The following is a 23,905-nucleotide window of genomic DNA, read 5'->3' as shown; positions in this document are numbered from 1 at the left end:
CTATGCTTTATCTATGTAAAGGTATTGGTAATACTCATGTCACGTGGAAGAAAGTTAGAATCTGTACAAGATTTTCAGCGAGCCCTTAAGAATAAGTATGGGATAGGAGAAGGTTTTAATTATAAGCCATGGCTGCGAATTCAGGATGTTAAATCTCACGGCATAAGATCATTAATTTTTGGACGAAAGTCTCAGCGTGAACATCATATGATGTCCTCAATTGAGGCTGAGCTCTTCTATTTGGCAGAGTTTTCTGACAGCGTTGTTGATATAAGAGAGCAATTTCCTATCTTACCACTCAATTATACGCAAAAAGTGGCAAATATGCTGGGTGTTGAGCATCCGACCCACCCTAATACCAAAGAACCTATAATTATGACTACGGATCAATTACTCACTATTGATTCTACTCAAGGTATTTCATATCACGCCATTTCAGTTAAGCCAGAAAGTGAATCGAATAAGCAACGAGTACTTGAAAAAATTGATATTGAACGAGTTTGTTGGGAACTGCTTGGAGTTAAGTTTAGCTACTTCACTGGTAACGAATTGACCAAAACTCAAAGTCGTAATCTTGAATGGGTATCAGCTCCTTTTCGTGAAAATCCAACACGTTTTTCTGACGAACAAATAAGTCGTGCTTTAAATATTATAAATGTAGGGCAGGTTTTTTTTGAAGATCTTTGTAATAAACTTATTTCCATGAATATAGTTAAATATGATGATTCACAGTTACTTATTCGTTATTTAATTGCAGATAAATACATTGATGTAGATTTATCATCTAATATTCCTGAAGTTGGAATTTTAGATGTCAAATCTATCGCTTCTATGCAAAAAGGGGTCATGAATGGAACTTCCTAGAAATAGTGTATGGGGGCTGAAAGGCTCCGACTTAGCCGAAGATGGTCTGTACCGAATTTTAGAAATTATGCTTGATGTTACATCGATCATTCTATTTCCTTTGAATACTAAATCGGTCACCACTCGCCCTTTTGCTGTCTCAATTGAAGCATTTACTGAAAATGTAAAAAGTCGAAATGCTAGTAAAGCAGGTTTTAATCTTCCCAGTTTTCTTTTAGTTGCAGAAGAAAATATCGCAAAAGAACATATTACTCGTAGAGATAAAAACTATTCTCTAATTGAAGGAATTATTTCTGACCGAGGTTTTATTTTTGATTATGCAACTAAAAAACGTGTTTCACACCTTGCTAAACACGCGAAAAAAGTAGGAGTAGATCGAAAGGCATTATCTCGACTTTTAATGCAATATTGGCGTTACGGCCAAGATAAAATGGCTCTTTTACCAGCATATAATAATAGTGGTGGTTTTGGGACAGATAAGAAACCAACAGATAAACCATTGGGATCACCTAAACAGCCAAGAACCGTCGCTGTGGAAAGATCAGTTAAATTTATAGTCACTGATATAGATAAAAATAAATTTAGGAAAGCACTTAAAAAATACTATCTAAAGCAAACAGGCTTGACGTTGTCAAAAACTTATAAAAATATGCTAATAGATAGTTATGCTGATGAAGTACGTCTTGCTAATGCATATGGTAAACCGCCAGTAGTTCCTACTCTTAAACAGTTTAGCTACTGGTCAAAGAAAATATTTTCGAAAGATGAGTTTATTAAAAGTAGAACCTCGGAAAATGATCACCTAAGGAATAAAAGAGGCTTATTAGGTAGCGTTATTCAGGATAGTTATTTGCCCGGTGCTCACTTTGAAATCGATGCAACAGTTGCTGATGTTCATATCGTTTCTGAGCTTGGCTCTCAATATGTATTAGGCCGACCAATAATTTACATTGTCGTTGACAGAGCCAGTCGAATGATAGTTGGCATGCATGTTTCACTCTTCCATGCTTCATGGCGTGCAGCTAGGCAAGCATTATCAAACTGTTTTATGCCTAAATCTCGTTACTGCGAAGAGTTTGGTATTGATATAGATGATTCAGAGTGGCCTTGCTCGCATATCCCAAAGGAACTTGTTTGTGATAATGGTGAAATGATTGGCCTACAGCCTAAAAAAGCGTTAAACCCGATGACTAAGCTTTCTTTCACCCCCCCTTATAGACCTGACTGTAAGGGGGTGGTTGAAAAACGCTTTGATATTTTAAATAAAGAAGTTATTCATGAATTTTTAGGTACCACTCGAGGTGCTAACGTTATCAGGGGGAGTAGAGATCCTCGAAAGGATGCTATTTACACTTTAAAAGAAGTGACTGTTCAAATCATTAAAGCTGTTTTAGAGCATAATAAATCCATATTTGCTGACTTAGCTTTTTCTAGTCCGTTACTAGTTGAAAGTGACTTATCTCCAAATCCCATCAATTATTGGAAGATACATCTCGCGAGGCATAAACATGAACTTCAAGCCGCTCTACCTCAAGATGTTATATCTCGCTTACTTCCCCCTGCACAAGTCAGTATGACGCGCAATGGAATACACTTTAATGGTTTGTATTATTCGAACAAAGAAATTGAAGAACGAAATTTAGCATCTATTGCTAGATCATCAGGTCAGTGGAAATTAGAAGCGCGAATTGATGAAAATACAACTAATCACATTTATGTAAAACTAGATAAAAATAAAAGTTTTGAGCTCTGTTATCTATCGCCACGTAGTCGCATGTTTAAAGATAAATCGATGTATGAGTCTGAATTTATACAAGACTGGTTAGACTCAAAAAAAGAATTGACCCCTATAAGTGTTACATCTATAGATGATCACCAAAATCGTCATCATGTGACCAAAAACGCTAAAAAAAGAAGCTACAATGCTGAAAAGATAACGTTCTCCGAAAAAACGAAGAATGTCCGCCAAAGACGTGAGGATGAGTTGCAAGCAACAACGAACATACTCCAGCCAAAAATACAGAGCAATAAAAATATCGATATTACACCATCAGAAAACAGATCTGATAAGATCGTTTCTTTACCGGTTGGTAGAAAAAGAAGAACAAAAGGAGAGTCATCATGACAATAACTCAAGCTATATACCATGATGCAATATTACCTGAACACAAAGGTAATCCCTTAATTGAAGCCCTTCCTCCTAAAATTGCTTGGCAAGTTGTTATGACTGTATTTTGTAATTATCCAGATTATGCTGAAGAAGTTTCTGAACACCCAAACCCATTAGTAAGAGAAGAATACCTAAATAGAATAGAAGAACTCAGACAACCTTTGACTGACTATGAATCTTGCTTCAGAGCAATAGAAAGAGCTATTAAAAAAGGATACTCAGCAAAAAATCCACTTAGCCCTACTACCGCACAATATTTACATTATTTAGTTGATGAAAGGCCTGAAATTGAACCTAGAACTGGATTTTTCCAGCCTAAAGGTGAGGGTTTAACGCTAATTGGTGAAAGGGGTGTAGGTAAATCGTCAATGCTTGAGCAAGTTCTTAATTATTTCCCTAATGTTATAGAGCATGATTCATACAAAGGTTGTTCATTAACAGCATTAAAACAGGTTGTTTGGATAAAAGTTGATTGCCCAAGTAATTCTAGTGTAAGAGATTTATGTGAAGAAATTTTATCAGTATTAGATCTTTCATTAGATAAAGAAAAAACTAAGCCAGCAGGAACAATAGGTGCACTTGTTCGTCAATTAGAGCAGTGTATTAAATCTAGCTTTCTCGGCATGCTAATTATTGAATCGCCCCGAGTTCATCGGAGACCAGTTTGTTTAAGTCAGGCCACTTTACCTGACTCGTTTAAATTATCATAGTAGTCTGTTTCATATTGAGCTGGTGAAATATACCCAATTGAAGATAATAAGCGTTGATTATTAAACCAATTGACCCACTCTAACGTTGCGTATTCAACAGCATCAACATTCTTCCACGGGCCATTTCTGCGAATAATCTCTGTTTTAAATAATCCATTTATTGTTTCAGCCAATGCATTGTCATAAGAGTCACCCACACTGCCTACAGACGCTTGAATTCCAGCTTCAGCAAGTCGCTCAGTGTATCGTATAGACAAATATTGGCTGCCTCTGTCGCTGTGGTGAATTAACCCTTCGGGGTTGCCACGATGCCAAATAGCTTGCTCTAACGCATCAAGAATAAGCTCTGTGTGCATTGTCGTTGATACACGCCAACCTACAATGTATCGTGAAAAAACATCTATCACGAAAGCGACATAAACAAACCCACTCCATGTGGCAACATAGGTGATGTCAGCTACCCAAAGTTGATTTGGCTGCTCAGCAGTAAATTGACGATTAACTAAATCAAGTGGCTTATCTTGTTGCTCGTCAGGTATCGTTGTCTTATGTGCTTTACCCCGACGAACACCTTGAATTCCCATAACTCGCATCAATCGTTCGACTGTACAGCGGGCGACTTGATGGTCGTCAAGCTGTAGCTGCTTCCATATTTTTCTTGCACCATAAACTGACATATTATCCTCCCACACTTCGCGAATGAGTATTATCAGCTCAGCATCACGCTTTTTGCGGTTAGACAGTCGCTCAGGCTCTCTTTGTATCTGTTTATGAGAATAATACGTTGATGGTGCAATCGGCAATTCCTTGCAAATTGACTCGACACCGTAATGCTCTCTGCAAGCATCAATAAAATCCACTATTACTTCTGTTTGCGGTCGAGCTCCGCTTGGGCGAAAAAAGCGGCAGCTTGCCTCAGGATATCATTCGTTCGCTTGAGCTCTTTATTCTCGCGCTCTAAGATGGCAAGGCGTTCTTCAGTTGATGGCGTATTAGAAGAGGGTTTAGACGGTTGAGCTTGAGATTTCTTGACCCATGCTCTAAGTGTTTCTGGGGTACATCCCAGTTTATCTGAAATCGATACTAGCGCAGCCCAAAGAGAAGGGTATTCATGCTGTTGTGTGGTAACAAGCCTAATTGCACGTTCACGAAATTCTGATGTATAGCGATTTGATTTTTTCATAGTTCCAGTTTCTCAAGTTATTGAGTCTCTGGCAAACACGGGGCGATTCATACAGGCAGCTCATTTTAGCTTATAACCAGAGCTGGCTTTATAGCAAGAGTATTAGTTATCAGTATAGATAGGGGAAAAAAGATTGGAAACGAAAATTGAGCAGGTCAATAAACTTTTAATAGCTAGGTTTTAAACAACGGGTCAGAATAAGGTTGAAAAGCCTATGTGTCGCGATGTATCTGGTTCAGTATAATACGGCTGTATTCAAATAAAGCTTCGGGATGTAAACCCCTAGCAGCTTCTTCTATTAAGTCTATTGACTTCATGCATCGCGATCACCTAATACTATCTAAGCCGATCACCTAATACCATCCATCAAGATCACTCAATACCATCGATGCCGATCACTTTTCGGTCAAAATGGTATTGAGTGATCGGCTTGAATGGCAATCGTTCAATTTGTACACGTTTTTGTCTAGCCAGTAGGTGTTTTTAACCGTTATTCTTTTCATTTTTGATGATGAGAATGACCATGCCAACGGCACCTATTGTCGGAGGACATTAAAGTATGAAACTCGACAATAAATACCGAAACCATGGCAATAAAGTTTGAAACTTTTCGATGCTATTTATCGCAGTCTGCCTTTTGTTCTAACAAGCTTTTGCCCCAAAACGTGTTAAAGCAATTATTCTATAGGTCGGCTTTGAGCGATAACCGGACACTGAAAAAGTTAAATTTATTCCTGTGTTTTAAGTAGAAATCTAATTTTGTCCAATAACATTATTAAACGCCGTTTTGGGGCAAAATAACATGCTTAATTCCTAGCTGTTTTAATTACTTGTTTACAAAGGTAATTATTGGTGAAATTATCAGGGTATGTAATATACGCCGTTTCGGTGTGTTATAAACCACCAAAATGGTGTTCAATAAGCTGTTAGCTGTTTTGCTATGTTCTAGGCTTTTTTCAAATAAAAACATCGACTTTCTTTTTGTCGGTTAACAATAAAGCAGCCTTTTCTTGATATAAATCAAAAGTATCGTCTGATATAAATTTATCAAACGTATTAATTATTTCTTTCATGTAAGAGGCTCTTACTTGATAAGTCTGACGTTCAGGATATTCTTTAGCAAGTCCATCTAATTTCTCTGAACTATTAGAAAAATACTCCATAACATTAATTTTTTTATCAGGATCTACATCCCCTCCACCATAAGAAAGGATCCTAAGTTTAGACTCTAAACTATTCATATCTTCTCTTTTTTTGGATATTATGGGGTTTCCTGACTTACCTAATCTAACTGGTTCATCACTATCGTATTTTTGTGTGTATTCTCGTTCCATTTCATTCACATTTTTAACAATACTATGAAGTTCTTTTATACTCATATTAGAAAAGTTGAGCTCTTCTTTTTTAAATACTTTTTCATATGCACTTCCCTCAATTAATGATGAATCAAAAGCATTATTGTCTTTTTTTTCTTTAACTTTAGGATCAAGGTGAGTTGTGTTTATATTAATTTTTAAGCCACTTTCGCTTGTTTTAGTAGAAAAGCTTTTTATTTTTTCATCATCACTGTTTGTAAAAATAGATATTTTACTTTCAAATAGAGTAGGTAGTAGATTGGTGCTGATTTTCATAAAAATCCTTTTTCATATGTCGTTTTCTTTTATCGACATAATTTTATAAAACTTAAGCTTTTATTTTAGATTGTTTTCTATTAACGACTCATAGGGCTGAGTCGTTAATAGAAAGTTTAACTAGCCACCAGATCTTACTTCATAAGTAATTCCACCATAAGTAGATCCAGTTGTTGTTTTATTTTCAACTTCCCAATAATAAGTGCCTGCATTAAAGATAGAAGTGGAAACTGCTACGCTATATCCGCCAGCAACTCTATCTCCATTGCTATCAACCAAAGTCACTTTGAAATCATGTCCGTCATAGTTTCTTAAAATTGCAAAACCGTATCTACGGCAATTACCACCATCATAAGTAAAGCTTGCAATAGTTCGAGTCTGCTCCAATTTAAGACTAGTGTATCTAGTGTAAATTGTAGGGCTACAACGTTCATATTCACTGGTTGTTTGCTCATTTTTAGCTGCTTCTTCAAAATCAAGAATAGAATTCAATGATGCAACTTGATCATGTTGCTCTTGTACTTGAATCGAAGATGACTCTGTAACCGAAGTATCAGCACTGATTGCATTGAAAGAAAAACTTGCAGCAGCAACAACAAACATTGTTGCAGGGAGTAAATGTGAATATTTCATAACTTAAAATCCTTTATTGAGTTAGTTTACAAAAAGCTATACTTTATGATAACTATATTTGACTATTATCAAAAGTACTCTCATAATGTTTTTATCAAAACATCTTAAAGTATACGATAAAAAAATGTCAAAAATTGGATACGCGAGAGTAAGCTCAACAGGTCAAAGTTTAGAAGTGCAACTTGATAAGTTAAATCAAGTTGGCTGCGATAAAATTTATCATGAAAAGCAAAGTGGTAAAACAGCGGCTCGACCAGAGTTTCAAAAGTGCATGAATTATCTTCGGGAAGGGGACACTTTTGTTATCACCAGATTAGACCGTCTTGCGCGTTCCGTTATTCACTTATCACAAGTTGCGGAGCGCTTTCAGGCAGAAAATATTGATCTAGTAGTAATTGACCAAGCAATTGATACATCTACTCCCACTGGAAGGTTAATGTTTAACATGTTAGCAGCCATTGCCGAATTTGAAACTGATTTACGCTCTGAGCGGCAACTAGAGGGTATTGCTAAAGCTAAAGAGCACGGCGTTAAATTTGGTCGACCAACAAAAAGAACCGATGAAATAGATTTAGAAATTTATAATAAAAGGAAAGAAGGTGTACCCATTGGTCAATTGGCAAAAGATTATGACTTGGGTTCGGCTACGATTTATAGAATATTGAATGATGTATTTGAAAAAGTATCAACTGAAGCAACAAAATTATCGCTAGGCTAGATCTCATTCATTCGAGATTTAAATGAATACTTAATTATCCCCTTATTTAATCGGCAATAGTTTGCCGTTATTAAACCATACTATTTCCCATTTGCCGCTTCTGTTGGCTAAAATCACTGACATTTCTACCTCGATGTGTACTTTCGTGCTTATACCACTTTCATTAATTAAGTGATCTATTTTAGGCGGAGGAAAATCATTAAACACAAGGCTTTTTTACATAACTAGCTGTTCTAATAATTAAATAAATAACGCAGTAGTTAGTGGTTTTAACCCATATAAATGATCACTTAGTTTGTGAGATTAGTATTAATACTTCTAAAAAACCTGTTGCAAATAACAGGTTTCGATTTGTTGGCCTGCTACTTGCTCTGATATAAGCATTGTCGTTGCAATATTTAATAAGGGAGCAAATATGCAAATTACTAATACACCGTATGTTAATCATGCTGAGTCAGCCCAACATAGCGCGTTAAGCACAAGAATAAATGATGGACAGGCTACTAACACAACCAAGAAAACCGAAACAGACACCGTTTCAATCAGCTCTGCCGGTCGCAATGCTGAAGCTAAATGGCAAGAAATTGCAAATAAATACGATATGACCAATATTTCTGGAAATGAAGTAATGGGAATGGCTAAAGAGCTTTATGACAATAAGTTAATTTCTAGCGGTCAAATGCTTGATATGTATACACCACCAAGTATTGATTTTAATTTAGATGAAAAAGTTAATTATGTAGCTCACGTGACTAAGGAATTGGAAAGCCTAAAATTACATAGTGACGGGTCAGCTCAAATGAGAAATGCAATTGAAGCTAAGTCTAGAGTGTTTGATATTGTAAAACTTATTGGTTAAATACCCATGTTCGTGTGTCATTGTGAACATGGGTTGTGCTCTAATTCTTGTGTGTTAATTATTGAACGAAAACAGAATCACTCCAAAAACCAAATGGTGATGCTATCGAATTTGCTGAAACATTAACAGTACCACTTATATTTGATGCGCCAAAAAAATCGAATTGATGGAGGAATCCAGTAACTGTTTGGCCTGCACTACAAGTACTTAGGTTTGCTCCACATCTAGGAGTGCTAGATGTGGCAGATACACTAGAACCTGCAAACGTTGCGTTGTTTGTATTACCGTAACCGAACTGAAATACATAAACTCTAACTTGGCCACCGCCATGATTTTGAGTGGTTGAGAACTGATTAGCTGATACAGGGTCTATAGAGGGCGTTCAGAATTCTGTGTCAGCCTAAGTTGCTAAATATCTAGCACACCATCTAACCTACCTTCGAAGTGGATGGCCAATTGCGACAATGTCAGATTCCAATTATGGATTGGCATTGTCCATTTCTTCGAGGCATTCAATATGCCTGCATACAATAATTTCATCAAGCTGTTTTCATTAGGGAATGCTCCCTTAGTCTTGGTGAGTCGCCTAAACTGACGATGTACAGCTTCAATTGCATTTGTGGTATAAATAGCTTTTCGCACGTAATCTGGATACTTGAAGTAAACCGACAGATTGCCCCACTTACGACGCCAAGACTCGATAACGATAGGGTATAACTTGCCCCATTTGGCATCTAATTCGGCGAGAGCGGCTTCTGCTGCATCTTTAGTGGCTGCCTTATAAACGGGTTTCAAGTCAGCCATAAACTCTTTTTGGTGCTTTGAAGCAACATACTTCATCGAATTACGAATTTGATGAATAACGCACTCCTGCACTTCGGCGTCAGGATAGATTGTTGCTATTGCTTCAGGGAAGCCTTTTAGTCCATCAACACAGGCAATTAAAATATCGGATACACCACGATTATGTAAATCTGTTAATACTGATAACCAATAGTTAGCCCCTTCACTTTCAGAGATATATAAACCAAGTAACTCTTTGCGGCCCTCGATATTGACACCTAGTACGGTATAAATAGCCTTACTCACGTAGCGCCCATTTTCTTTAATCTTATAATGAATGGCATCAAGCCAGATAAACGGGTAAAGCGTGTCTAAGCTGCGCGCTTGCCATGCTTTAAGCTCTGGTATCAGTTGGTCTGTTACGGCAGTGATGGTGGCCTCTGATACCTCAACGCCATACATATCCTGTATGTGGCCTCGAATATCTCGATAGCTCATACCTAAAGCAAACATAGATAGGATTTTCTCATCAATTTCAGGCGTTAACTTGGTTTGGTTCTTTTTAACAAGCTGAGGTTCAAACGAACCTGAACGGTCTCTGGGCGTTTCAAGTTCAAATTGACCTATGGATGACTTAACTGTTTTTTTGGTTGAACCATTTTTACGGTTAACTTGGGTCTCAGATTCTAAATGCTGCTCTAATTCAGCTTTAAGAGCCGCTTCGGTGAGTTGTTTAATTAATGGTGTTAGAACACCGTCTTCGCCAGTAAGGCCTTTACCAGCTTGAAGTTCAGCTAATGCTTTGTTGAAGTCGAAAGATTGAGTCATGTGTCACTCCTGTTTTCTTAATAATACTGAAATGACACAGATTTCTAAACACTACCTCAGGATTTAATTTCTAGCGAACCTTCATAATTTAAAAGGGCCTCTAAATGAGGCCCTTTCGCAATAAATTACTCTCGTTCTGCATTTCTTCTAAGTTGAGATGAGATATTATCGTTTAACTCAAGCCAACTAAAGTCCTTATTCCAAGCCTGTTTAAAGCTTTCTCCTCCTTGTGAATTATCCAGAATTTCTTTTAAATCAAATATTTTTGAGAAATTATCTTCGTTTACGTCGTAACTTGACCACCCCCTAACTCCCAAGTCAATGTGCTCTAGAAAGCTCGATTTAAACTCGTTAGCTGCGGCCACAAAATCCCCGTTGTCATTTAATTTTTCAGATATCAGACTTTTCTCTTTATCATTAATAGAACCTGTAACTTCTAGCTCACCTGATTGACTGATTGATATCCCCCAGTCTTTATTCGCTAATGATGGTTGTTCGGCCGCTATTTCAGCCACAATATTGTCATACTGAGTAAACATTTTTTCAACAGAGTTGGAAACTTCACCACCCGGCATATAAAGATTCACAGTAGCGATTCGAATATTATTTAACGCTTTTTCTTCTGCTTCCCTTGTTGATACAACATTATTTGTTGATATATTCATTGGCTTATCATAGGTCGCTTTAGGCTCTTTAGGCTGATCATTATGATATATGTCCTTAGCTAGTCGCTCCATTTCACTATTTATTTGTTCTTTACCATTTACAGGTTTATTAATTTTCACTTCTGAACCGTTCGATATAAACTGCGATGCTAGATTAGTATCATTTGAATTAACTTTCATATCATTTTCCTTGTTCGTTATTTATTACTAGTTATCGGCAGGTTATTATCTTACTTTAGTTGTTTCTAATAAGAAAAATTAACTTAATATACATAGATAATAAGCATTACTTAAATCTTAGACTCGGCATATCTTTGTAGAGGTAATGTGGGCGTAGTTTTGAATCGCCCCGTGTTTGCCAGAGACTCAATAACTTGAGAAACTGGAACTATGAAAAAATCAAATCGCTATACATCAGAATTTCGTGAACGTGCAATTAGGCTTGTTACCACACAACAGCATGAATACCCTTCTCTTTGGGCTGCGCTAGTATCGATTTCAGATAAACTGGGATGTACCCCAGAAACACTTAGAGCATGGGTCAAGAAATCTCAAGCTCAACCGTCTAAACCCTCTTCTAATACGCAATCAACTGAAGAACGCCTTGCCGTCTTAGAGCGCGAGAATAAAGAGCTCAAGCGAACGAATGATATCCTGAGGCAAGCTGCCGCTTTTTTCGCCCAAGCGGAGCTCGACCGCAAACAGAAGTAATAGTGGATTTTATTGATGCTTGCAGAGAGCATTACGGTGTCGAGTCAATTTGCAAGGAATTGCCGATTGCACCATCAACGTATTATTCTCATAAACAGATACAAAGAGAGCCTGAGCGACTGTCTAACCGCAAAAAGCGTGATGCTGAGCTGATAATACTCATTCGCGAAGTGTGGGAGGATAATATGTCAGTTTATGGTGCAAGAAAAATATGGAAGCAGCTACAGCTTGACGACCATCAAGTCGCCCGCTGTACAGTCGAACGATTGATGCGAGTTATGGGAATTCAAGGTGTTCGTCGGGGTAAAGCACATAAGACAACGATACCTGACGAGCAACAAGATAAGCCACTTGATTTAGTTAATCGTCAATTTACTGCTGAGCAGCCAAATCAACTTTGGGTAGCTGACATCACCTATGTTGCCACATGGAGTGGGTTTGTTTATGTCGCTTTCGTGATAGATGTTTTTTCACGATACATTGTAGGTTGGCGTGTATCAACGACAATGCACACAGAGCTTATTCTTGATGCGTTAGAGCAAGCTATTTGGCATCGTGGCAACCCCGAAGGGTTAATTCACCACAGCGACAGAGGCAGCCAATATTTGTCTATACGATACACTGAGCGACTTGCTGAAGCTGGAATTCAAGCGTCTGTAGGCAGTGTGGGTGACTCTTATGACAATGCATTGGCTGAAACAATAAATGGATTATTTAAAACAGAGATTATTCGCAGAAATGGCCCGTGGAAGAATGTTGATGCTGTTGAATACGCAACGTTAGAGTGGGTCAATTGGTTTAATAATCAACGCTTATTATCTTCAATTGGGTATATTTCACCAGCTCAATATGAAACAGACTACTATGATAATTTAAACGAGTCAGGTAAAGTGGCCTGACTTAAACAAACTGGTCTCCGATGAACTCGGGGCGATTCATTTGTATACATTCGACAGCGTGCCTATTATCTCATTTTGTCATACACAGTTTTCATCTAAAATAACCTGTTGCGCCTTTAAAAATAGGCGTATACGCTTTGTTTACACCCGTATACATCAGAGGTATTTTAGAATGGCTATTCTAAGCATCCGAATTGACGATAAATTAAAAGAGTCTTTAAGTAGTGAGGCGCAAAAGGAAGGTATTTCTTTATCTGAATATGTGAAGAAATCACTGGAAATTAAGAGCGTTGATACTCATATACTAGCAACAGAGAAAAACTTAAAAAGCTCTGTTGATAGTATTAAAGATTTAGCGCTCGTCTCTCAGGAGACTGTACACGAAGTTGAACTAAATATTCAGCGGCTAAATGAATCGCTTAAAAATGCAAATCACTTAAAAGAAATCAAAAAATTGAAATGGATATTGATTTCTATATCCCTCATCTTTGTATCAATCTCGATCCCAATATTTCACTTTAATATTGCTTATTTCAAAACCTTCTTTTATTAGGCTTTATCCTGAATAATTTAAGGCCTATGAGCCAAGCCTATTAGTAAATATTCCAGTTACCGGAAAGCCTTTGCCGTCCAACACCTCTGTATTAAGCTTTTCACTTTACGATGAATTACCTTCAACAACTTAATTTAAATAAACTTTTTAAAGGCGTTTTCAAAAGACTATAAGTGTATAATTATGGCGCAGGTTTTGCAGTTAATATCACTCATACGATCATACTAAGGAAAAGAACCTATGCGAGTTGATGCAAACGTACATTATTTTAATGGGAACCAGCGTACCAAGCCTTCAACAGAGGCCTCAACGTCATTTTCGGCTGCATTAACAGCAGCACAAACAGACAATGATAAGACTGACAGCAGCACAAAACAGGCGGATTTCACTAGTATGACCCGGCAAGAAATGCGGGACTGGGCCAACACTCAAATCCGCAATGGAGAAATGTCTCTCGATGACGGCAGGCCTTTCATGGCTATGACTATGAAAATACCCGTAAATGGAGGCGAACTGGCAGGTGCACACAGTGATGAAACACGATATAACTTCATTCAAAAAACGCGTGATGGCATCCAAGGCGCACTGTCACGCAATGACGAGACTACTTTGAAGATGTTAGAATCAGCTATGTCTATCATGCAAGACAAAAGTACTGGTGTTAACATTCGTATTTAGAAATATAAAAAGGCCAGAATGTCTGGCCTACATCATTAATAAATCAAAGAATACTGATCTGGACTGACATAGTATTCCATGGCGAATTAGTCGAAGTATTTTGGTATTTGAATAATCCGTTTTGATGACCATCGACATTGTATTCATTGAGGAAACCCACGACAGTTTGCCCAGCGGTACAAGGCCATGTGTAATTACTACCAGTCACACAAACAGGCGTACTTGAGTACATTGTGGAACTCGGAAGTAACCCACCGTTCATCCAAGCAATATGATTATAACCATAACCAATTTCTAAAACAGCAGTACGCAGCTGCTCTCCCCCATGATCACATGCAGTTGTTGTCATACCAACAGTGGACTCCCACCCACAATCAGTTGAACCAACAGCATATACCCACATTGAAGATAGCGGCGGAGCTGATGCTCGAGCCATTAATTCAGACTCCATGCGGATGTTTTTGATTTCGGCAGGAGCTGGAGCATTCTGACTAGTGAGTACAGGAAGGGAGGTAATTACTTGTTGACTGCGCGGAACTTCCTCAGCATAACTCATATTACTTACACCAGTTGCTATGACTACAGATAGCAGGCAATTAATTAAATTTATTTTCATAGTCCTTGAATTTCCCTTTTAATATCAATTGAAAGGTATTTATAGTTCACGCCTTTAGCATTGTCAAAAAATGAAAACATAATGATAAATAATTAATTTTTATATTTGTTAACTGATAGCAGAAAATCAAACACAAGACCTTCATCCAACAACTGAGTTTCACCGGTGAAACTTTAATTTTAGCGGCTAAAATAATGGGGTATCACACTTTGACCTGCAATACCCCCTACCTAACAATTAACCTATTAAACTTATAACCAATTGGGCTACAGAAATTAGGGAAATTAAATTAATAGAAAACCTTCCTTCTACTTTCACTTTATAATGAATATCTATTTTCATTCGCGTGCTCATTAATATTGATAGTGCCCCAACCGCAGTGTAATCTTAAATTGCCGTAAAAGATTGGCGGTTAGAACGTGGCATCCATGCCATTTTACTATCGTTGATTTTCAACCAGGCCTCGTGCCTGGTTACCTTCATTTTTTATGTTTCTTTGATACTAACAAAATTTTTTAACTATCTGCGGCGCTGAAAAAATTAACCTGTCGCCTTAGTTCCGCTTAATCATAATTTAACGCATAGCACTTTTACGAATAAGCAAAAGGTGAGTATTTATTAAAATAATTGCCGGTGTATCTACCATTTCACATTAAAAACAGGTGCGGCGGCACTCTAGGTTACACTGTCGTATTAACCTAGAGGCCTTGCCATGTAAGCGCTAATAACGAATTGCACACGGGAAAGTTACACGCGTGATGTGAACGGTACTTTTGAACGGACTCGATAAAGTTATTGAATAAACAGGTCTGATAAACACAGCCGTACGTATTGCTATCTGTGCGTTGCTAATTTAGAAAAGTCCCTGACACGTTTCTGTCCAAAAGTGAGTTTCAATCTTTGTTGTCACAATTTATCTTTGGGTATGTAGTGGCATAGTTAATTTGGCCACCCATTAAGAAAGAAATGTTATGCTAATAAGCATACAAATTTGGGTGTAAAAATGACGAAATTAAAACGCGCAACGTATTCTGCGGCAATCAAATTAGAAACAGCTCAGCTTGTAGTTGACCAAGGTTACACACAAGAAGATGCGGCTAAGGCGATGGGGGTTGGTAAATCAACAGTAAGTAAGTGGGTAACTCAATTAAAGCAAGAACGGAATGGCCAGACACCCACAGCGTCACCAATGACACCCGAACAAATTGAAATTCGTGAGCTTAAAAAGCAAATTCAACGCATTGAATTAGAAAAGGATATATTAAAAAAGGCTACCGCTCTCTTGATGTCCGACTCCCTGAACAATTCTCGTTAATTGAGAAGTTAAATCAACGAGAGCGTTACCCAATTAGCGTGTTGTGTAGCGTATTCAATGTGCATCGCAGCAGCTATAAATATTGGGCCATACGGGATACAACGCCTACACCAGAGCAAATAAGGCTAGAAGCGGAAGTTAAAGCCATACATGCAATGAGCAGCGGTTCAGCTGGAGCACGAACAATCGCGGCAATCGCAACGAATAACGGTTTTGAATTAAGCCGTTATCGCGCCGCTAAGCTGATGGTGAAACTAAAACTCGAGAGCTGCCAAGTACCACAACATCAATATAAACGTGGTGGTAATGAGCATCTTGAAATCCCAAATTTGTTAGATAGGCAGTTTGATGTTGTTGAGCCGAATACGGTGTGGTGCGGTGATGTGACGTATATTTGGACAGGCAATCGCTGGGCCTATTTAGCGGTCGTTGTTGATTTATTTGCACGTAAAGTCGTTGGTTGGGCAATGTCGTTGTCGCCAGATACTAACTTAACGCTAAAAGCGCTTGAACTCGCGTATGAGAGCAGAGGCAGGCCAAGCGGATTGATGTTTCATTCAGACCAAGGTAGTCATTATACAAGTTTGAAATATCGCCAACGTTTATGGCGCTATAAAATCAAACAAAGTATGAGTAGGCGCGGAAACTGTTGGGATAATGCGCCAATGGAACGATTTTTTAGAAGCTTTAAGACGGAATGGATGCCAAAAGTTGGATATGAAAACTTTAGAGACGCTAAATATAGTGTGAGTGATTATATCAACGGATATTACAACAACGTTAGGCCACATCATTATAATGCTGGTTTAGCGCCAAATGAATCTGAGGTTAGATACCAAGATTCTAAAACTGTGGCCAAAATTAGTTGACCACTACACTCTAAACAAGGCACTGAACAGCAGCTAAAACCCTTGCTTGAAATTTATGGTCATAAATTAAGAAGAAACTCTTTTCGTGTTTATTGGAATATCGTTCCAGAGAAAAATTCAAAAAATTTCTATAAAGTTGAAGGGAAGGTGATATTAAGCCAAGCATTTTTTGATGCTAGACGAGTTAAATCTCAGTTACTAAAAAAGATTCCTCAGCTTAAGATTGTTATCCATCATCAGGGTAACAACAAGTTCAGAGTTGTGTATCAAAGTAGCCTAATGTTTCAAAATACAAATGCCGAATTAGAATCAACAGTTGAAGACGCTATTTGGGGCTCGGTTGTTTCTGAGCAATTTAGCCTATCAGAGCTGCTAGATGCTATTGATACATTTTCAGAAACTACTCTAGCTAAGTACCCTAGCGATGCGAATACATTGCCATTTATAGTAAGGCAAGCTTTGTTAAATCATGGGTTTGGTATTGACGGAGTTGTTGAATACCCTGCTATTTGGTAAATTAGTGAGACCCCCATAGGAAACTGGCACCTTAACGCCAAAATATGTGGATAAACCACATCAGTTTGAAGCACCTGTATTGGTAAGCCCTGTGACTAGCCAGTTTGCTACCGCAGCGCTATTCAAACATTTTTAGGAGCACATTGTTATTGCTTTTATTAAGCTAGGTCAAAGGTACTGCTGATTAGCCGAAACATACCATGTGATTACGGGATAGGGTGGGTAGGAAAGCCAGCCGTCACTTTTGTGGCCGCTGGCTTTTCGACATTCTGATGTTGAAAAAATTACTCATTCTTACGCCAGCTATTAGCGTTGTTAACTTGTTTTTTGCTTGCAGAAACTAAAGCCTCACCTTCTCTTACGGGCAAACTTTATTGTCATTTTTTCTGTTACGGGCAAACTTTATTGTCGCTGCACAAATATTTTAGGAACAATAAGTTAGCAGTTACAAGGTTAATTTAGTTTATTGGGTTTAACCGCTGATACTTTAGAGCTAACTTTTAAATAGCAGCGGATTTACTTAATGTGTTTTCATAGTGAGTTTTGGTTAAGTTGTCGCTAGCAACACAGACCTGATCTCGCCCTTGTAATTTTGCTTTATAAAGCGCTTTATCGGCGCGCTCTAAAAGATGCAAAGCAGTGTCGTCAACATGCGCTTTAGCTATACCAATACTGATAGTTAACGCTCTATTATCGATTAAATGAGTGGCAATAAACGCTCTGAGCTCTTCAGCTTCGTTAATTGCGTTATCTAGGCTGCTATCTCGAAGAATAATAGTAAACTCTTCTCCGCCCCAGCGTGCAATTAATGCACTATTTGTAAGCTTGTTTTGTAAAATATTGGCAAACTCACTAAGCACGTTATCACCCGCTAAATGGCCATAAGTATCGTTTACTTTTTTAAAGTGATCTATGTCGCAAATCATCACTATATTTGATTTTCGCTCATTATTATTTTCACTCAGTAATTGCGACAATTCAAAATCAAATTTTTGCCTGTTATATAGCCCGGTGAGCTTATCGGTTTCGGCTAGCTGTTTTATTTCGGCATTGCGCTTCGAAAGATGAGAGTAAGCCGAAAAACGCGTTTTTTCATAAAACCTAAATAATAAAACATGCGCAATAGACACTTCAATAAAATTAAATAATGCAGATAAACCTATGGTAATTGATAGTTGTTGCTGTAAGTAAACTAGATAGGCACAAATACCAAAAGCAATGCTACTTAATATACTTCCCCAATTCCGCCCAACTAAAAAAAAGGTAAAAGGCGGAATAAGTGTTGCCCAAAATAATGAATGAGCATGACCCTTTGCCGATACTATAAAGAGCATTATTAAGCCAACTATCATTAATGCAACAACCCAAGCAGCTTTACTAACCTGAGCTGTTTTATTAAACCATATACAAATACTTAATGACGCTATAAGTCCTAAGGCATCAATAAGTGCAATATCGTAACTCGAAAAATAAAAAACATTTAGTAAGGTTAAAATTAAAAAGTAGCAGCAGCAGATTAATAAAGAATGTGCAATTAAGCCTGTTCGCCAGTAATCCTTATGATCTCTAGGGTATTGCGGAAATTCTTTATACCAAAAATGTAGCATCAAATAACGACTTAATAATTATTAATTAATTCAGTATTGTCTATTTATTATAAAGTGGGTAGTAATAAATTATAAAACCCCGATAGACTTAAATCTATCGGGGTTTTTATCATTTATTTTTACTCTTGTATAAATGCTTCGCCTTCTTTCATCCACTTTGCGGCGGGTTTGCCTTTTAAGTAATGATCAAAGTACTGCATCATACGAATTGAAAAATCGACTTGATTAGGAAACTTTTTCAAGTGATGAGGTTCGCCTTCATACTGTAAAAAAGTGGCATCTTTACCCGCACGGCGCAGGGCTAAGTAATACTGTACCCCTTCGTGCCAAGGTACAGCGTCGTCTTTATCGCCAAACATAATTAAAATAGGAGTGTTTACTTTATCGGCAAAAAATACCGGTGAGTTTTCTATGTATAATTCTGGCGCTTCAAAAAGGTTTTTACCAATGCGGCTTTGTCCTGTTTCGTACTGAAACTGACGCGCTAAGCCCGATTTTAAACGAATGCCACTATAGGCGCTGGTCATGTTAGACACGGGAGCACCCGATACAACCGCTTTAAACATATCGGTTTGAGTGATCATAAAGGCACTTTGGTAGCCTGCCCACGAATGACCTTGTAAACCAATTTTATTTTTATCAGCAATGCCTAAATCAATGAGCTTTTGCGTGGCGTTGATCATGGTTTGCGTTGATGATTTACCTGGGTGGCCTATTTCAAAACGAATGTCGGGTAAAAATACCGCGTAACCGTTTGAGGTAAACATAGGAAAATTAGGGCGGTGGTTTAATTCCATTTTAGGAAAGTCGTACATGCGTTGGCTCATATAACGGTAAAAATACACCATTACTGGTACTTTTTCGCCTTTTTTGTAACTCGCAGGTTTAATTAGTACGCCTTGTAAGTCTTCGCCATCAAAGCCTTTGTAGCTTATGAGTTCTGGCTTTTCGCCCCAGGCAAAGTTACTTATTTGTGGGTTAAGTGTAGTCACTTGTTGCGGAGCACTGAAACTAAAGTCAGTTTGATAAAAGTCTGGAAACTGATGGTACGCTTGCTCAGTAAATAGGTATTTATCGGCATTTTTTGCTTTTTTAACTAAATCAAAACGTTTATTACCACTGAGCACTTTAGTTACTGTGTTGGTGGTTAAATCAAGCTTGGCTATTTCACTTTGCTTAGTTTGTAAGTTAATAGCCGATATAAGCAATGTTTCGTCTTTTTTAAAGCCAACTTGGCTTTTATCAAGTTTAATAACGCGATATTGAGTATTGGTTTGTTTACCATTAGTTAAACGTTTTGCCTGCTGGCTATTTACATCAAACGCCCAAATATCGTACTTACTGTAAGCAAGTAGTTGGCTGCTATCTTGATTCCAACCGGCAAAACCATAACCTGGTTGGGCTGAAGGGTAGTCGTGCTTGTCATCAGCAAAAGTAGCTTGAATTGCACGTGTAAGCGTAGTGACTTTATTATTTTTTAAATCTTTTAGCTGTATATGGTTATCGCTAAAGTAGGCGGCAAACTCGCCATTAGGTGCCAAACTTGGTTTAAACGGGTAGTTACTAACAATGGGAGTGTGTTTACCTGTATTAATATTTACAGCAAAGTAGTCAGCAAAAAAGCCGCCATACATTATTTTCTCAAGGTATGGGATATCAGTATAACCAAGCAGTGATGTATCGCGCTGCGGATTAAGCGCAACCTCTGGCATGCTCACAGTACTTAGCTGGATAACTTTTTGCGAATTTATGTGGTACACCGCGCTGTAATGGCGGTTTTTGTTTTTTTCGTTCCACTGCTGCTGTTCACGCGGTTTTATTTGCGCGTCGTTGTTATGCCATACTTTTAAGCCTTTATGCTCTCGTATAGTGTCAAAGTCGTATAGTGAGGCTTCGTCGCTATACTCTTTAGCTTTTACTTTAGCGGCTAGTTTAGGGCGATTTTCAAAATATAAACGCTCGCCATTTTTAGACCATATTAACGCGGCGGTTTTACCTATTCCCCAATCTTTGTTGGGGGAGTTAATCGTTGTTAGCTGCTCATTTTGCCAAAGTTGTAAGCTGTAGTTACGACGGCGCATGTCGTCGTTAACATAGTTACCTAACGTAAATGCTACGCTTGCCTCAGTTGGGTGCCAGGCTATTTTACTGGCCACAACACCAGGCTCATCTATGAGTATGCTGCTTACAAAGTCATTTAAATTAAGCAGTGCTATTTGATTGTTGTTACCATCGCTGTAACTCTGGCTAACTAATAGTTGCTGGTTAGTTGCGCTAATACTGTAGTTAAATACATCTGTAATTGTGTGGCTGCGTTTATTGCTTAAATTTACAATAACCAGTGGATAGGTTTTATCATCTTTGTCTGGTGTGATGGCGCTATCGTTTTTATTAGCATGAGTGCTGGCACTTTCATCCTCGGCTTTTTCATCATCGCCTTTAGCTGCTTTTTGATTTAAGCGATAGGCAAGCCAAGTTCCATCGTTTGATAACTTATAGTCTTTCACATTACTAAAACTTTGTTGCTCGCCTGTTTGGGTATTTACTAGTACCAGGTTGTTTTTTAGAGCATCTTTTTTCTTCGTGGTTTCTTGTTCTAGTAGCGTGGGTACTTGGGTAAATGCAACCCAGTTAGCAGCTTGATTAATAACTGGTTTAGTACCACGCGGTACTTCTGCAATTAAGCTATTACCGCTTAGCGAGTAAACTTGGCCAGTGGCATCACCACGATACGGGGTTGCACTGAGCGATAAAATACGGCCATCTTCAGATAGCTGCGTTGCTTTGGCTGATTTAAAATCAAACACATCGTTAAATTGTAGCGACTCTTTAGCGTAAACTGTGGTGCTAGCTACGCTGACAATAAGCGCAGAGCTTAAAAGGGTGAGCTTTGTTTTCATTATAGGTTCTCGTTTTTTAGCGTTATTTTATTGTAACGAGTTTTGTCTATAATTCGAGTATATACGACAAGTGGTAGCAAAGCAGAGTTGAAAGGCTGAAGGTGAAAATTTAAAAACCTTGCAAGCGTGGCTCACAAGGTTACGTGTGTTGAATTTGGAGTTTATAACCAGATTTTTTGTAGCTCCGGCCATTGTTTTTCAAATTGTGCGCTTGGCTTAGTACTAAAATTACTGCGTACAAACTGATTCATTTTACCTTCAACATAGGCAAGTAAAAAGTTGGCTAGGGTTAGCTCGTCACTTTGAAAGTTTTTACCTTCACGCAGTTTTCTCTCGCGCAGTACTTGTTTAAATTGGGTCTCAAGTTTTTCAAAGAAACTTTGCACTCGTTCACGTAACCGCTCTTGCTCACCTTGCAATGCGTCGCCGGTTAAAATACGGGTAATACCAGGGTTCTTTTCAGCAAACGTTAGTAGTAAATGCAAAATATTATAAACGCGGGCTTGGCTTTCTTTTTCGTTTTCTAAAATAAGATTTATACGAGATAAAAGCGTGTCTTCAATAAATTCTATTAAGCCCTCAAACATACGTGCTTTACTAGGAAAATGACGATACAACGCTGCTTCCGATACACCAACCTCAGCGGCTAGCTTTGCTGTGGTAATACGCTGGCCGGGACTGGTTTCTAACATTTGTGCAAGTGCTTGCAGTATTTGCTCTTTGCGATTACTTCTTTTTGTCGCAGGCATGAACATTCCTTTTTTATTAGTTATCTTTTAGCAGGAGCTAGTCATTTTGATTCAAATGTTTAAGGCGCGTTTATATTTAGAATTAAACAAATTTAAACTCTTAAAAGTAAACGCGTGTTTAGCATGTTAATGTTTTATTCAGTTTGTTTCCAGCTCTTTTATATTCTCTGAGCGAGCTGTTGGATCACTGTTAGCGCAATTGCTGTTTTGCTATTTGTTGGTAATTCAAGCTGTTCATTATGCCAGTACAGGGTTAGCGCATTATTGTCAGCGTTAAACCCAAGATCACTTTGTGATACATCGTTAGCGCAAATCATATCCAGGTTTTTATTTTTTAGTTTGCCTTTTGCGTAGTTTGCTACATTTTGTGTTTCTGCGGCAAAACCAACAGTGTAAGGGCGGTTTTGCTGTAAATTAGCTACGTGTGCAATTACATCCGGGTTTTTAACTAAAGTAAGGGTAAGCTCGTCGCCTTGCTTTTTCATTTTTTGTGCTGCAACGGTTGCTGCGCGGTAGTCGGCAACAGCTGCGCAGCCAATAAACGCATCTGAGCGCGGTGCGTAGTTGAGTGATTCGTTTAATAGCTGCTCGGCGCTTTCTATGTTGATCAAATTTACGCCAGTAGGGGCTTTTATAGTCACCGGGCCTGAAATTAAATTAACTTTAGCGCCAAGTAATAAAGCGGCCTCAGCAAGTGCGTAGCCCATTTTTCCTGAGCTGTGATTAGATATAAAACGTACCGGGTCAATGGCTTCTCGGGTCGGGCCTGCAGTTATGGTAATGGTTTTACCTGCAAGTAACTGAGGTTGCTCTTTTGCAATACATAAAGCAACTAGCTCATGAGGCTCTAGCATGCGCCCAGCGCCTACATCGCCACAAGCTTGCTCACCCTTTCCTGGGCCCCAAATAAGCACGTTACGTGCTTTAAGTGTGGCTAAATTAGCTTGTGTAGCAGGGTGAGCATACATTTGCTGATTCATAGCCGGTGCGATAGCGACTTTAGCCGGAGTTGCAAGTAATAAGGTAGTGAGTAAGTCATCAGCAATGCCCGCCGCCATTTTAGCAATAATGTTGCTGGTGGCTGGGGCAACTAAAATTAAATCGGCCCACTTGGCAAACTCAATATGGCCCATAGCAGCTTCTGCTGAAGGGTCGAGTAAGGAGTCTGCAACCATTTCACCGCTCACAGCTTGCATAGTTAAGGGGGTTATAAAATGTTTTGCTGATTCAGTCATAACTACTTTAACACTACAACCATGCTCTTTTAAGCGTCTAACCAGTTCTGCGCATTTATAGGCCGCTATACCGCCGCTAATTCCCAGCACTATTTTTTTATTAGTTAAATTAATCATGGTTGTCCATCAGCCTTATTTAATATTAGGGCTAAAATAACAAATCTTGACCCGTACAGCTAAGCTTTTAAGATGAAAATAACAGGCTAATTTTCA

General features: G+C 38.3%; 21 protein-coding genes and 2 other annotated features. Of the genes, 10 read left to right on the top strand and 11 right to left on the bottom strand.

Features of this window, described 5'->3' with window-relative positions; all coding sequences use genetic code 11:
* Positions 1-36 precede the first annotated feature (36 nt).
* The 3 genes from PNIG_RS14660 to PNIG_RS14650 are packed head-to-tail and all read left to right on the top strand — an operon-like array spanning position 37 to position 3,744.
* A complete protein-coding gene (locus PNIG_RS14660) occupies positions 37-864 on the top strand; it encodes a TnsA endonuclease N-terminal domain-containing protein (protein WP_089368778.1) in 828 nt (275 codons plus the stop codon).
* Positions 851-2,989, top strand: a complete 2,139-nt coding sequence (locus PNIG_RS14655; RefSeq protein ID WP_089368777.1) for a DDE-type integrase/transposase/recombinase — start codon at positions 851-853, stop codon at positions 2,987-2,989. Before PNIG_RS14660 ends, PNIG_RS14655 begins: the two co-directional genes overlap by 14 nt.
* On the top strand, positions 2,986-3,744 hold the full coding sequence (locus PNIG_RS14650; RefSeq protein WP_208619487.1) for an ATP-binding protein: 759 nt from the start codon (positions 2,986-2,988) through the stop codon (positions 3,742-3,744). The genes PNIG_RS14655 and PNIG_RS14650 overlap by 4 nt, the downstream gene beginning before the upstream one ends.
* On the opposite strand, the gene PNIG_RS14645 is transcribed toward PNIG_RS14650, so the two are convergent.
* From PNIG_RS14645 to PNIG_RS14635, 3 genes are all read right to left on the bottom strand, one after another.
* Positions 3,708-4,927 (bottom strand): IS3 family transposase gene (locus tag PNIG_RS14645; RefSeq protein WP_244181043.1). Its coding sequence is split into 2 segments (ribosomal slippage): positions 3,708-4,639 and positions 4,639-4,927, totalling 1,221 coding nucleotides; the frame shifts between segments, so codons are not numbered across the junction. The two genes, PNIG_RS14650 and PNIG_RS14645, sit on opposite strands and share 37 nt — an antisense overlap.
* Positions 4,533-4,649: a sequence feature (AL1L pseudoknot), on the bottom strand. Its footprint overlaps the gene before it by 117 nt.
* A 956-nt stretch (positions 4,928-5,883) precedes the next feature.
* Positions 5,884-6,558 carry a hypothetical protein gene (locus tag PNIG_RS14640; RefSeq protein WP_013463096.1) on the bottom strand — a complete coding sequence of 225 codons (675 nt, stop codon included), beginning with the start codon at positions 6,556-6,558 and terminating at the stop codon, positions 5,884-5,886.
* Between the two features lie 120 nt (positions 6,559-6,678).
* Entirely contained in the window at positions 6,679-7,191 is a 513-nt protein-coding gene (locus tag PNIG_RS14635; protein ID WP_024604506.1) for a hypothetical protein, read from the bottom strand.
* Between the two features lie 85 nt (positions 7,192-7,276).
* Here PNIG_RS14635 and PNIG_RS14630 point away from each other — a divergent pair, with 85 nt between their 5' ends.
* Both PNIG_RS14630 and PNIG_RS14625 read left to right on the top strand, forming a co-directional pair.
* Positions 7,277-7,909, top strand: coding sequence for a recombinase family protein (locus tag PNIG_RS14630; RefSeq protein WP_263972598.1), 633 nt, complete (start codon positions 7,277-7,279; stop codon positions 7,907-7,909).
* A gap of 415 nt (positions 7,910-8,324) precedes the next feature.
* Positions 8,325-8,768 (top strand): hypothetical protein, encoded by a 444-nt coding sequence (locus PNIG_RS14625; RefSeq protein WP_024604508.1) that lies wholly within the window; start codon positions 8,325-8,327, stop codon positions 8,766-8,768.
* A gap of 58 nt (positions 8,769-8,826) precedes the next feature.
* On the opposite strand, the gene PNIG_RS20420 is transcribed toward PNIG_RS14625, so the two are convergent.
* The 3 genes from PNIG_RS20420 to PNIG_RS14610 all read right to left on the bottom strand — a co-directional run bounded on the left by PNIG_RS20420 (position 8,827) and on the right by PNIG_RS14610 (position 11,224).
* Complete coding sequence (locus PNIG_RS20420; RefSeq protein WP_089368985.1) at positions 8,827-9,141, bottom strand: DUF4879 domain-containing protein; 315 nt, start codon at positions 9,139-9,141, stop codon at positions 8,827-8,829.
* A 35-nt stretch (positions 9,142-9,176) separates the two neighbouring features.
* Positions 9,177-10,379, bottom strand: coding sequence for an IS256 family transposase (locus PNIG_RS14615; protein WP_008465246.1), 1,203 nt, complete (start codon positions 10,377-10,379; stop codon positions 9,177-9,179).
* A gap of 125 nt (positions 10,380-10,504) precedes the next feature.
* Positions 10,505-11,224: a hypothetical protein gene (locus PNIG_RS14610; RefSeq protein ID WP_024606314.1), complete on the bottom strand. Its 720-nt coding sequence runs from the start codon at positions 11,222-11,224 to the stop codon at positions 10,505-10,507.
* Positions 11,225-11,434: 210 nt separating this feature from the next.
* Between PNIG_RS14610 and PNIG_RS14605 the strand changes: the two genes are divergently transcribed.
* The 3 genes from PNIG_RS14605 (at position 11,435) to PNIG_RS14595 (ending at position 13,885) form a co-directional block, all read left to right on the top strand.
* Positions 11,435-12,654, top strand: a protein-coding gene (locus tag PNIG_RS14605; protein WP_223230517.1) for an IS3 family transposase whose coding sequence is annotated in 2 segments (ribosomal slippage) — positions 11,435-11,723 and positions 11,723-12,654 — 1,221 coding nt in all. Because the reading frame shifts where the segments join, the coding sequence is not laid out codon by codon here.
* Positions 11,713-11,829: a sequence feature (AL1L pseudoknot), on the top strand. (Overlaps the previous gene by 117 nt.)
* Before the next feature lie 172 nt (positions 12,655-12,826).
* Positions 12,827-13,207 carry a hypothetical protein gene (locus tag PNIG_RS14600; protein ID WP_024606317.1) on the top strand — a complete coding sequence of 127 codons (381 nt, stop codon included), beginning with the start codon at positions 12,827-12,829 and terminating at the stop codon, positions 13,205-13,207.
* A 240-nt stretch (positions 13,208-13,447) separates the two neighbouring features.
* A complete protein-coding gene (locus PNIG_RS14595; protein WP_013463093.1) occupies positions 13,448-13,885 on the top strand; it encodes a hypothetical protein in 438 nt (145 codons plus the stop codon).
* A 43-nt stretch (positions 13,886-13,928) separates the two neighbouring features.
* Here PNIG_RS14595 and PNIG_RS14590 read toward each other — a convergent pair whose 3' ends face one another.
* Positions 13,929-14,501, bottom strand: a complete 573-nt coding sequence (locus PNIG_RS14590; protein ID WP_013463092.1) for a YolA family protein — start codon at positions 14,499-14,501, stop codon at positions 13,929-13,931.
* Between the two features lie 1,003 nt (positions 14,502-15,504).
* Here PNIG_RS14590 and PNIG_RS14585 point away from each other — a divergent pair.
* A protein-coding gene (locus PNIG_RS14585; protein WP_089368984.1) for an IS3 family transposase occupies positions 15,505-16,685 on the top strand; the annotation gives its coding sequence in 2 pieces (ribosomal slippage) (positions 15,505-15,763 and positions 15,763-16,685; 1,182 coding nt in all).
* Positions 16,686-16,964: 279 nt separating this feature from the next.
* Positions 16,965-17,201, top strand: a complete 237-nt coding sequence (locus PNIG_RS19960; protein ID WP_147207653.1) for a hypothetical protein — start codon at positions 16,965-16,967, stop codon at positions 17,199-17,201.
* 500 nt (positions 17,202-17,701) lie between these two features.
* On the opposite strand, the gene PNIG_RS14575 is transcribed toward PNIG_RS19960, so the two are convergent.
* From PNIG_RS14575 to coaBC, 4 genes are all read right to left on the bottom strand, one after another.
* Positions 17,702-18,808 carry a GGDEF domain-containing protein gene (locus tag PNIG_RS14575; RefSeq protein ID WP_089368773.1) on the bottom strand — a complete coding sequence of 369 codons (1,107 nt, stop codon included), beginning with the start codon at positions 18,806-18,808 and terminating at the stop codon, positions 17,702-17,704.
* 119 nt (positions 18,809-18,927) lie between these two features.
* On the bottom strand, positions 18,928-21,708 hold the full coding sequence (locus PNIG_RS14570; RefSeq protein WP_089368772.1) for an alpha/beta hydrolase family protein: 2,781 nt from the start codon (positions 21,706-21,708) through the stop codon (positions 18,928-18,930).
* 161 nt (positions 21,709-21,869) lie between these two features.
* Positions 21,870-22,457: a nucleoid occlusion factor SlmA gene (gene slmA, locus PNIG_RS14565; protein ID WP_011329292.1), complete on the bottom strand. Its 588-nt coding sequence runs from the start codon at positions 22,455-22,457 to the stop codon at positions 21,870-21,872.
* A 158-nt stretch (positions 22,458-22,615) separates the two neighbouring features.
* A complete protein-coding gene (gene coaBC, locus PNIG_RS14560) occupies positions 22,616-23,809 on the bottom strand; it encodes a bifunctional phosphopantothenoylcysteine decarboxylase/phosphopantothenate--cysteine ligase CoaBC (RefSeq protein WP_011329291.1) in 1,194 nt (397 codons plus the stop codon).
* Positions 23,810-23,905 lie beyond the last annotated feature (96 nt).

The sequence above is a fragment of the Pseudoalteromonas nigrifaciens genome, from assembly GCF_002221505.1.
In the GTDB taxonomy this organism is placed as follows: Bacteria; Pseudomonadota; Gammaproteobacteria; order Enterobacterales; family Alteromonadaceae; genus Pseudoalteromonas; species Pseudoalteromonas nigrifaciens.
The sequence above is the reverse complement of the archived record's forward strand: the minus strand, read 5'-3'. Positions and strand labels throughout refer to the sequence as shown.

Excerpts from the sequence above, each read along its gene's own strand:
- PNIG_RS14660 (WP_089368778.1), top strand. The coding sequence starts at position 37 with ATGTCACGTGGAAGAAAGTTAGAATCTGTACAAGATTTTCAGCGAGCC.
- PNIG_RS14655 (WP_089368777.1), top strand. The coding sequence starts at position 851 with ATGGAACTTCCTAGAAATAGTGTATGGGGGCTGAAAGGCTCCGACTTA.
- PNIG_RS14650 (WP_208619487.1), top strand. The coding sequence starts at position 2,986 with ATGACAATAACTCAAGCTATATACCATGATGCAATATTACCTGAACAC.
- PNIG_RS14640 (WP_013463096.1), bottom strand. The coding sequence starts at position 6,558 with ATGAAAATCAGCACCAATCTACTACCTACTCTATTTGAAAGTAAAATA.
- PNIG_RS14635 (WP_024604506.1), bottom strand. The coding sequence starts at position 7,191 with ATGAAATATTCACATTTACTCCCTGCAACAATGTTTGTTGTTGCTGCT.
- PNIG_RS14630 (WP_263972598.1), top strand. The coding sequence starts at position 7,277 with ATGTTTTTATCAAAACATCTTAAAGTATACGATAAAAAAATGTCAAAA.
- PNIG_RS14625 (WP_024604508.1), top strand. The coding sequence starts at position 8,325 with ATGCAAATTACTAATACACCGTATGTTAATCATGCTGAGTCAGCCCAA.
- PNIG_RS14615 (WP_008465246.1), bottom strand. The coding sequence starts at position 10,379 with ATGACTCAATCTTTCGACTTCAACAAAGCATTAGCTGAACTTCAAGCT.
- PNIG_RS14610 (WP_024606314.1), bottom strand. The coding sequence starts at position 11,224 with ATGAAAGTTAATTCAAATGATACTAATCTAGCATCGCAGTTTATATCG.
- PNIG_RS14600 (WP_024606317.1), top strand. The coding sequence starts at position 12,827 with ATGGCTATTCTAAGCATCCGAATTGACGATAAATTAAAAGAGTCTTTA.
- PNIG_RS14595 (WP_013463093.1), top strand. The coding sequence starts at position 13,448 with ATGCGAGTTGATGCAAACGTACATTATTTTAATGGGAACCAGCGTACC.
- PNIG_RS14590 (WP_013463092.1), bottom strand. The coding sequence starts at position 14,501 with ATGAAAATAAATTTAATTAATTGCCTGCTATCTGTAGTCATAGCAACT.
- PNIG_RS19960 (WP_147207653.1), top strand. The coding sequence starts at position 16,965 with ATGTTTCAAAATACAAATGCCGAATTAGAATCAACAGTTGAAGACGCT.
- PNIG_RS14575 (WP_089368773.1), bottom strand. The coding sequence starts at position 18,808 with ATGCTACATTTTTGGTATAAAGAATTTCCGCAATACCCTAGAGATCAT.
- PNIG_RS14570 (WP_089368772.1), bottom strand. The coding sequence starts at position 21,708 with ATGAAAACAAAGCTCACCCTTTTAAGCTCTGCGCTTATTGTCAGCGTA.
- slmA (WP_011329292.1), bottom strand. The coding sequence starts at position 22,457 with ATGCCTGCGACAAAAAGAAGTAATCGCAAAGAGCAAATACTGCAAGCA.
- coaBC (WP_011329291.1), bottom strand. The coding sequence starts at position 23,809 with ATGATTAATTTAACTAATAAAAAAATAGTGCTGGGAATTAGCGGCGGT.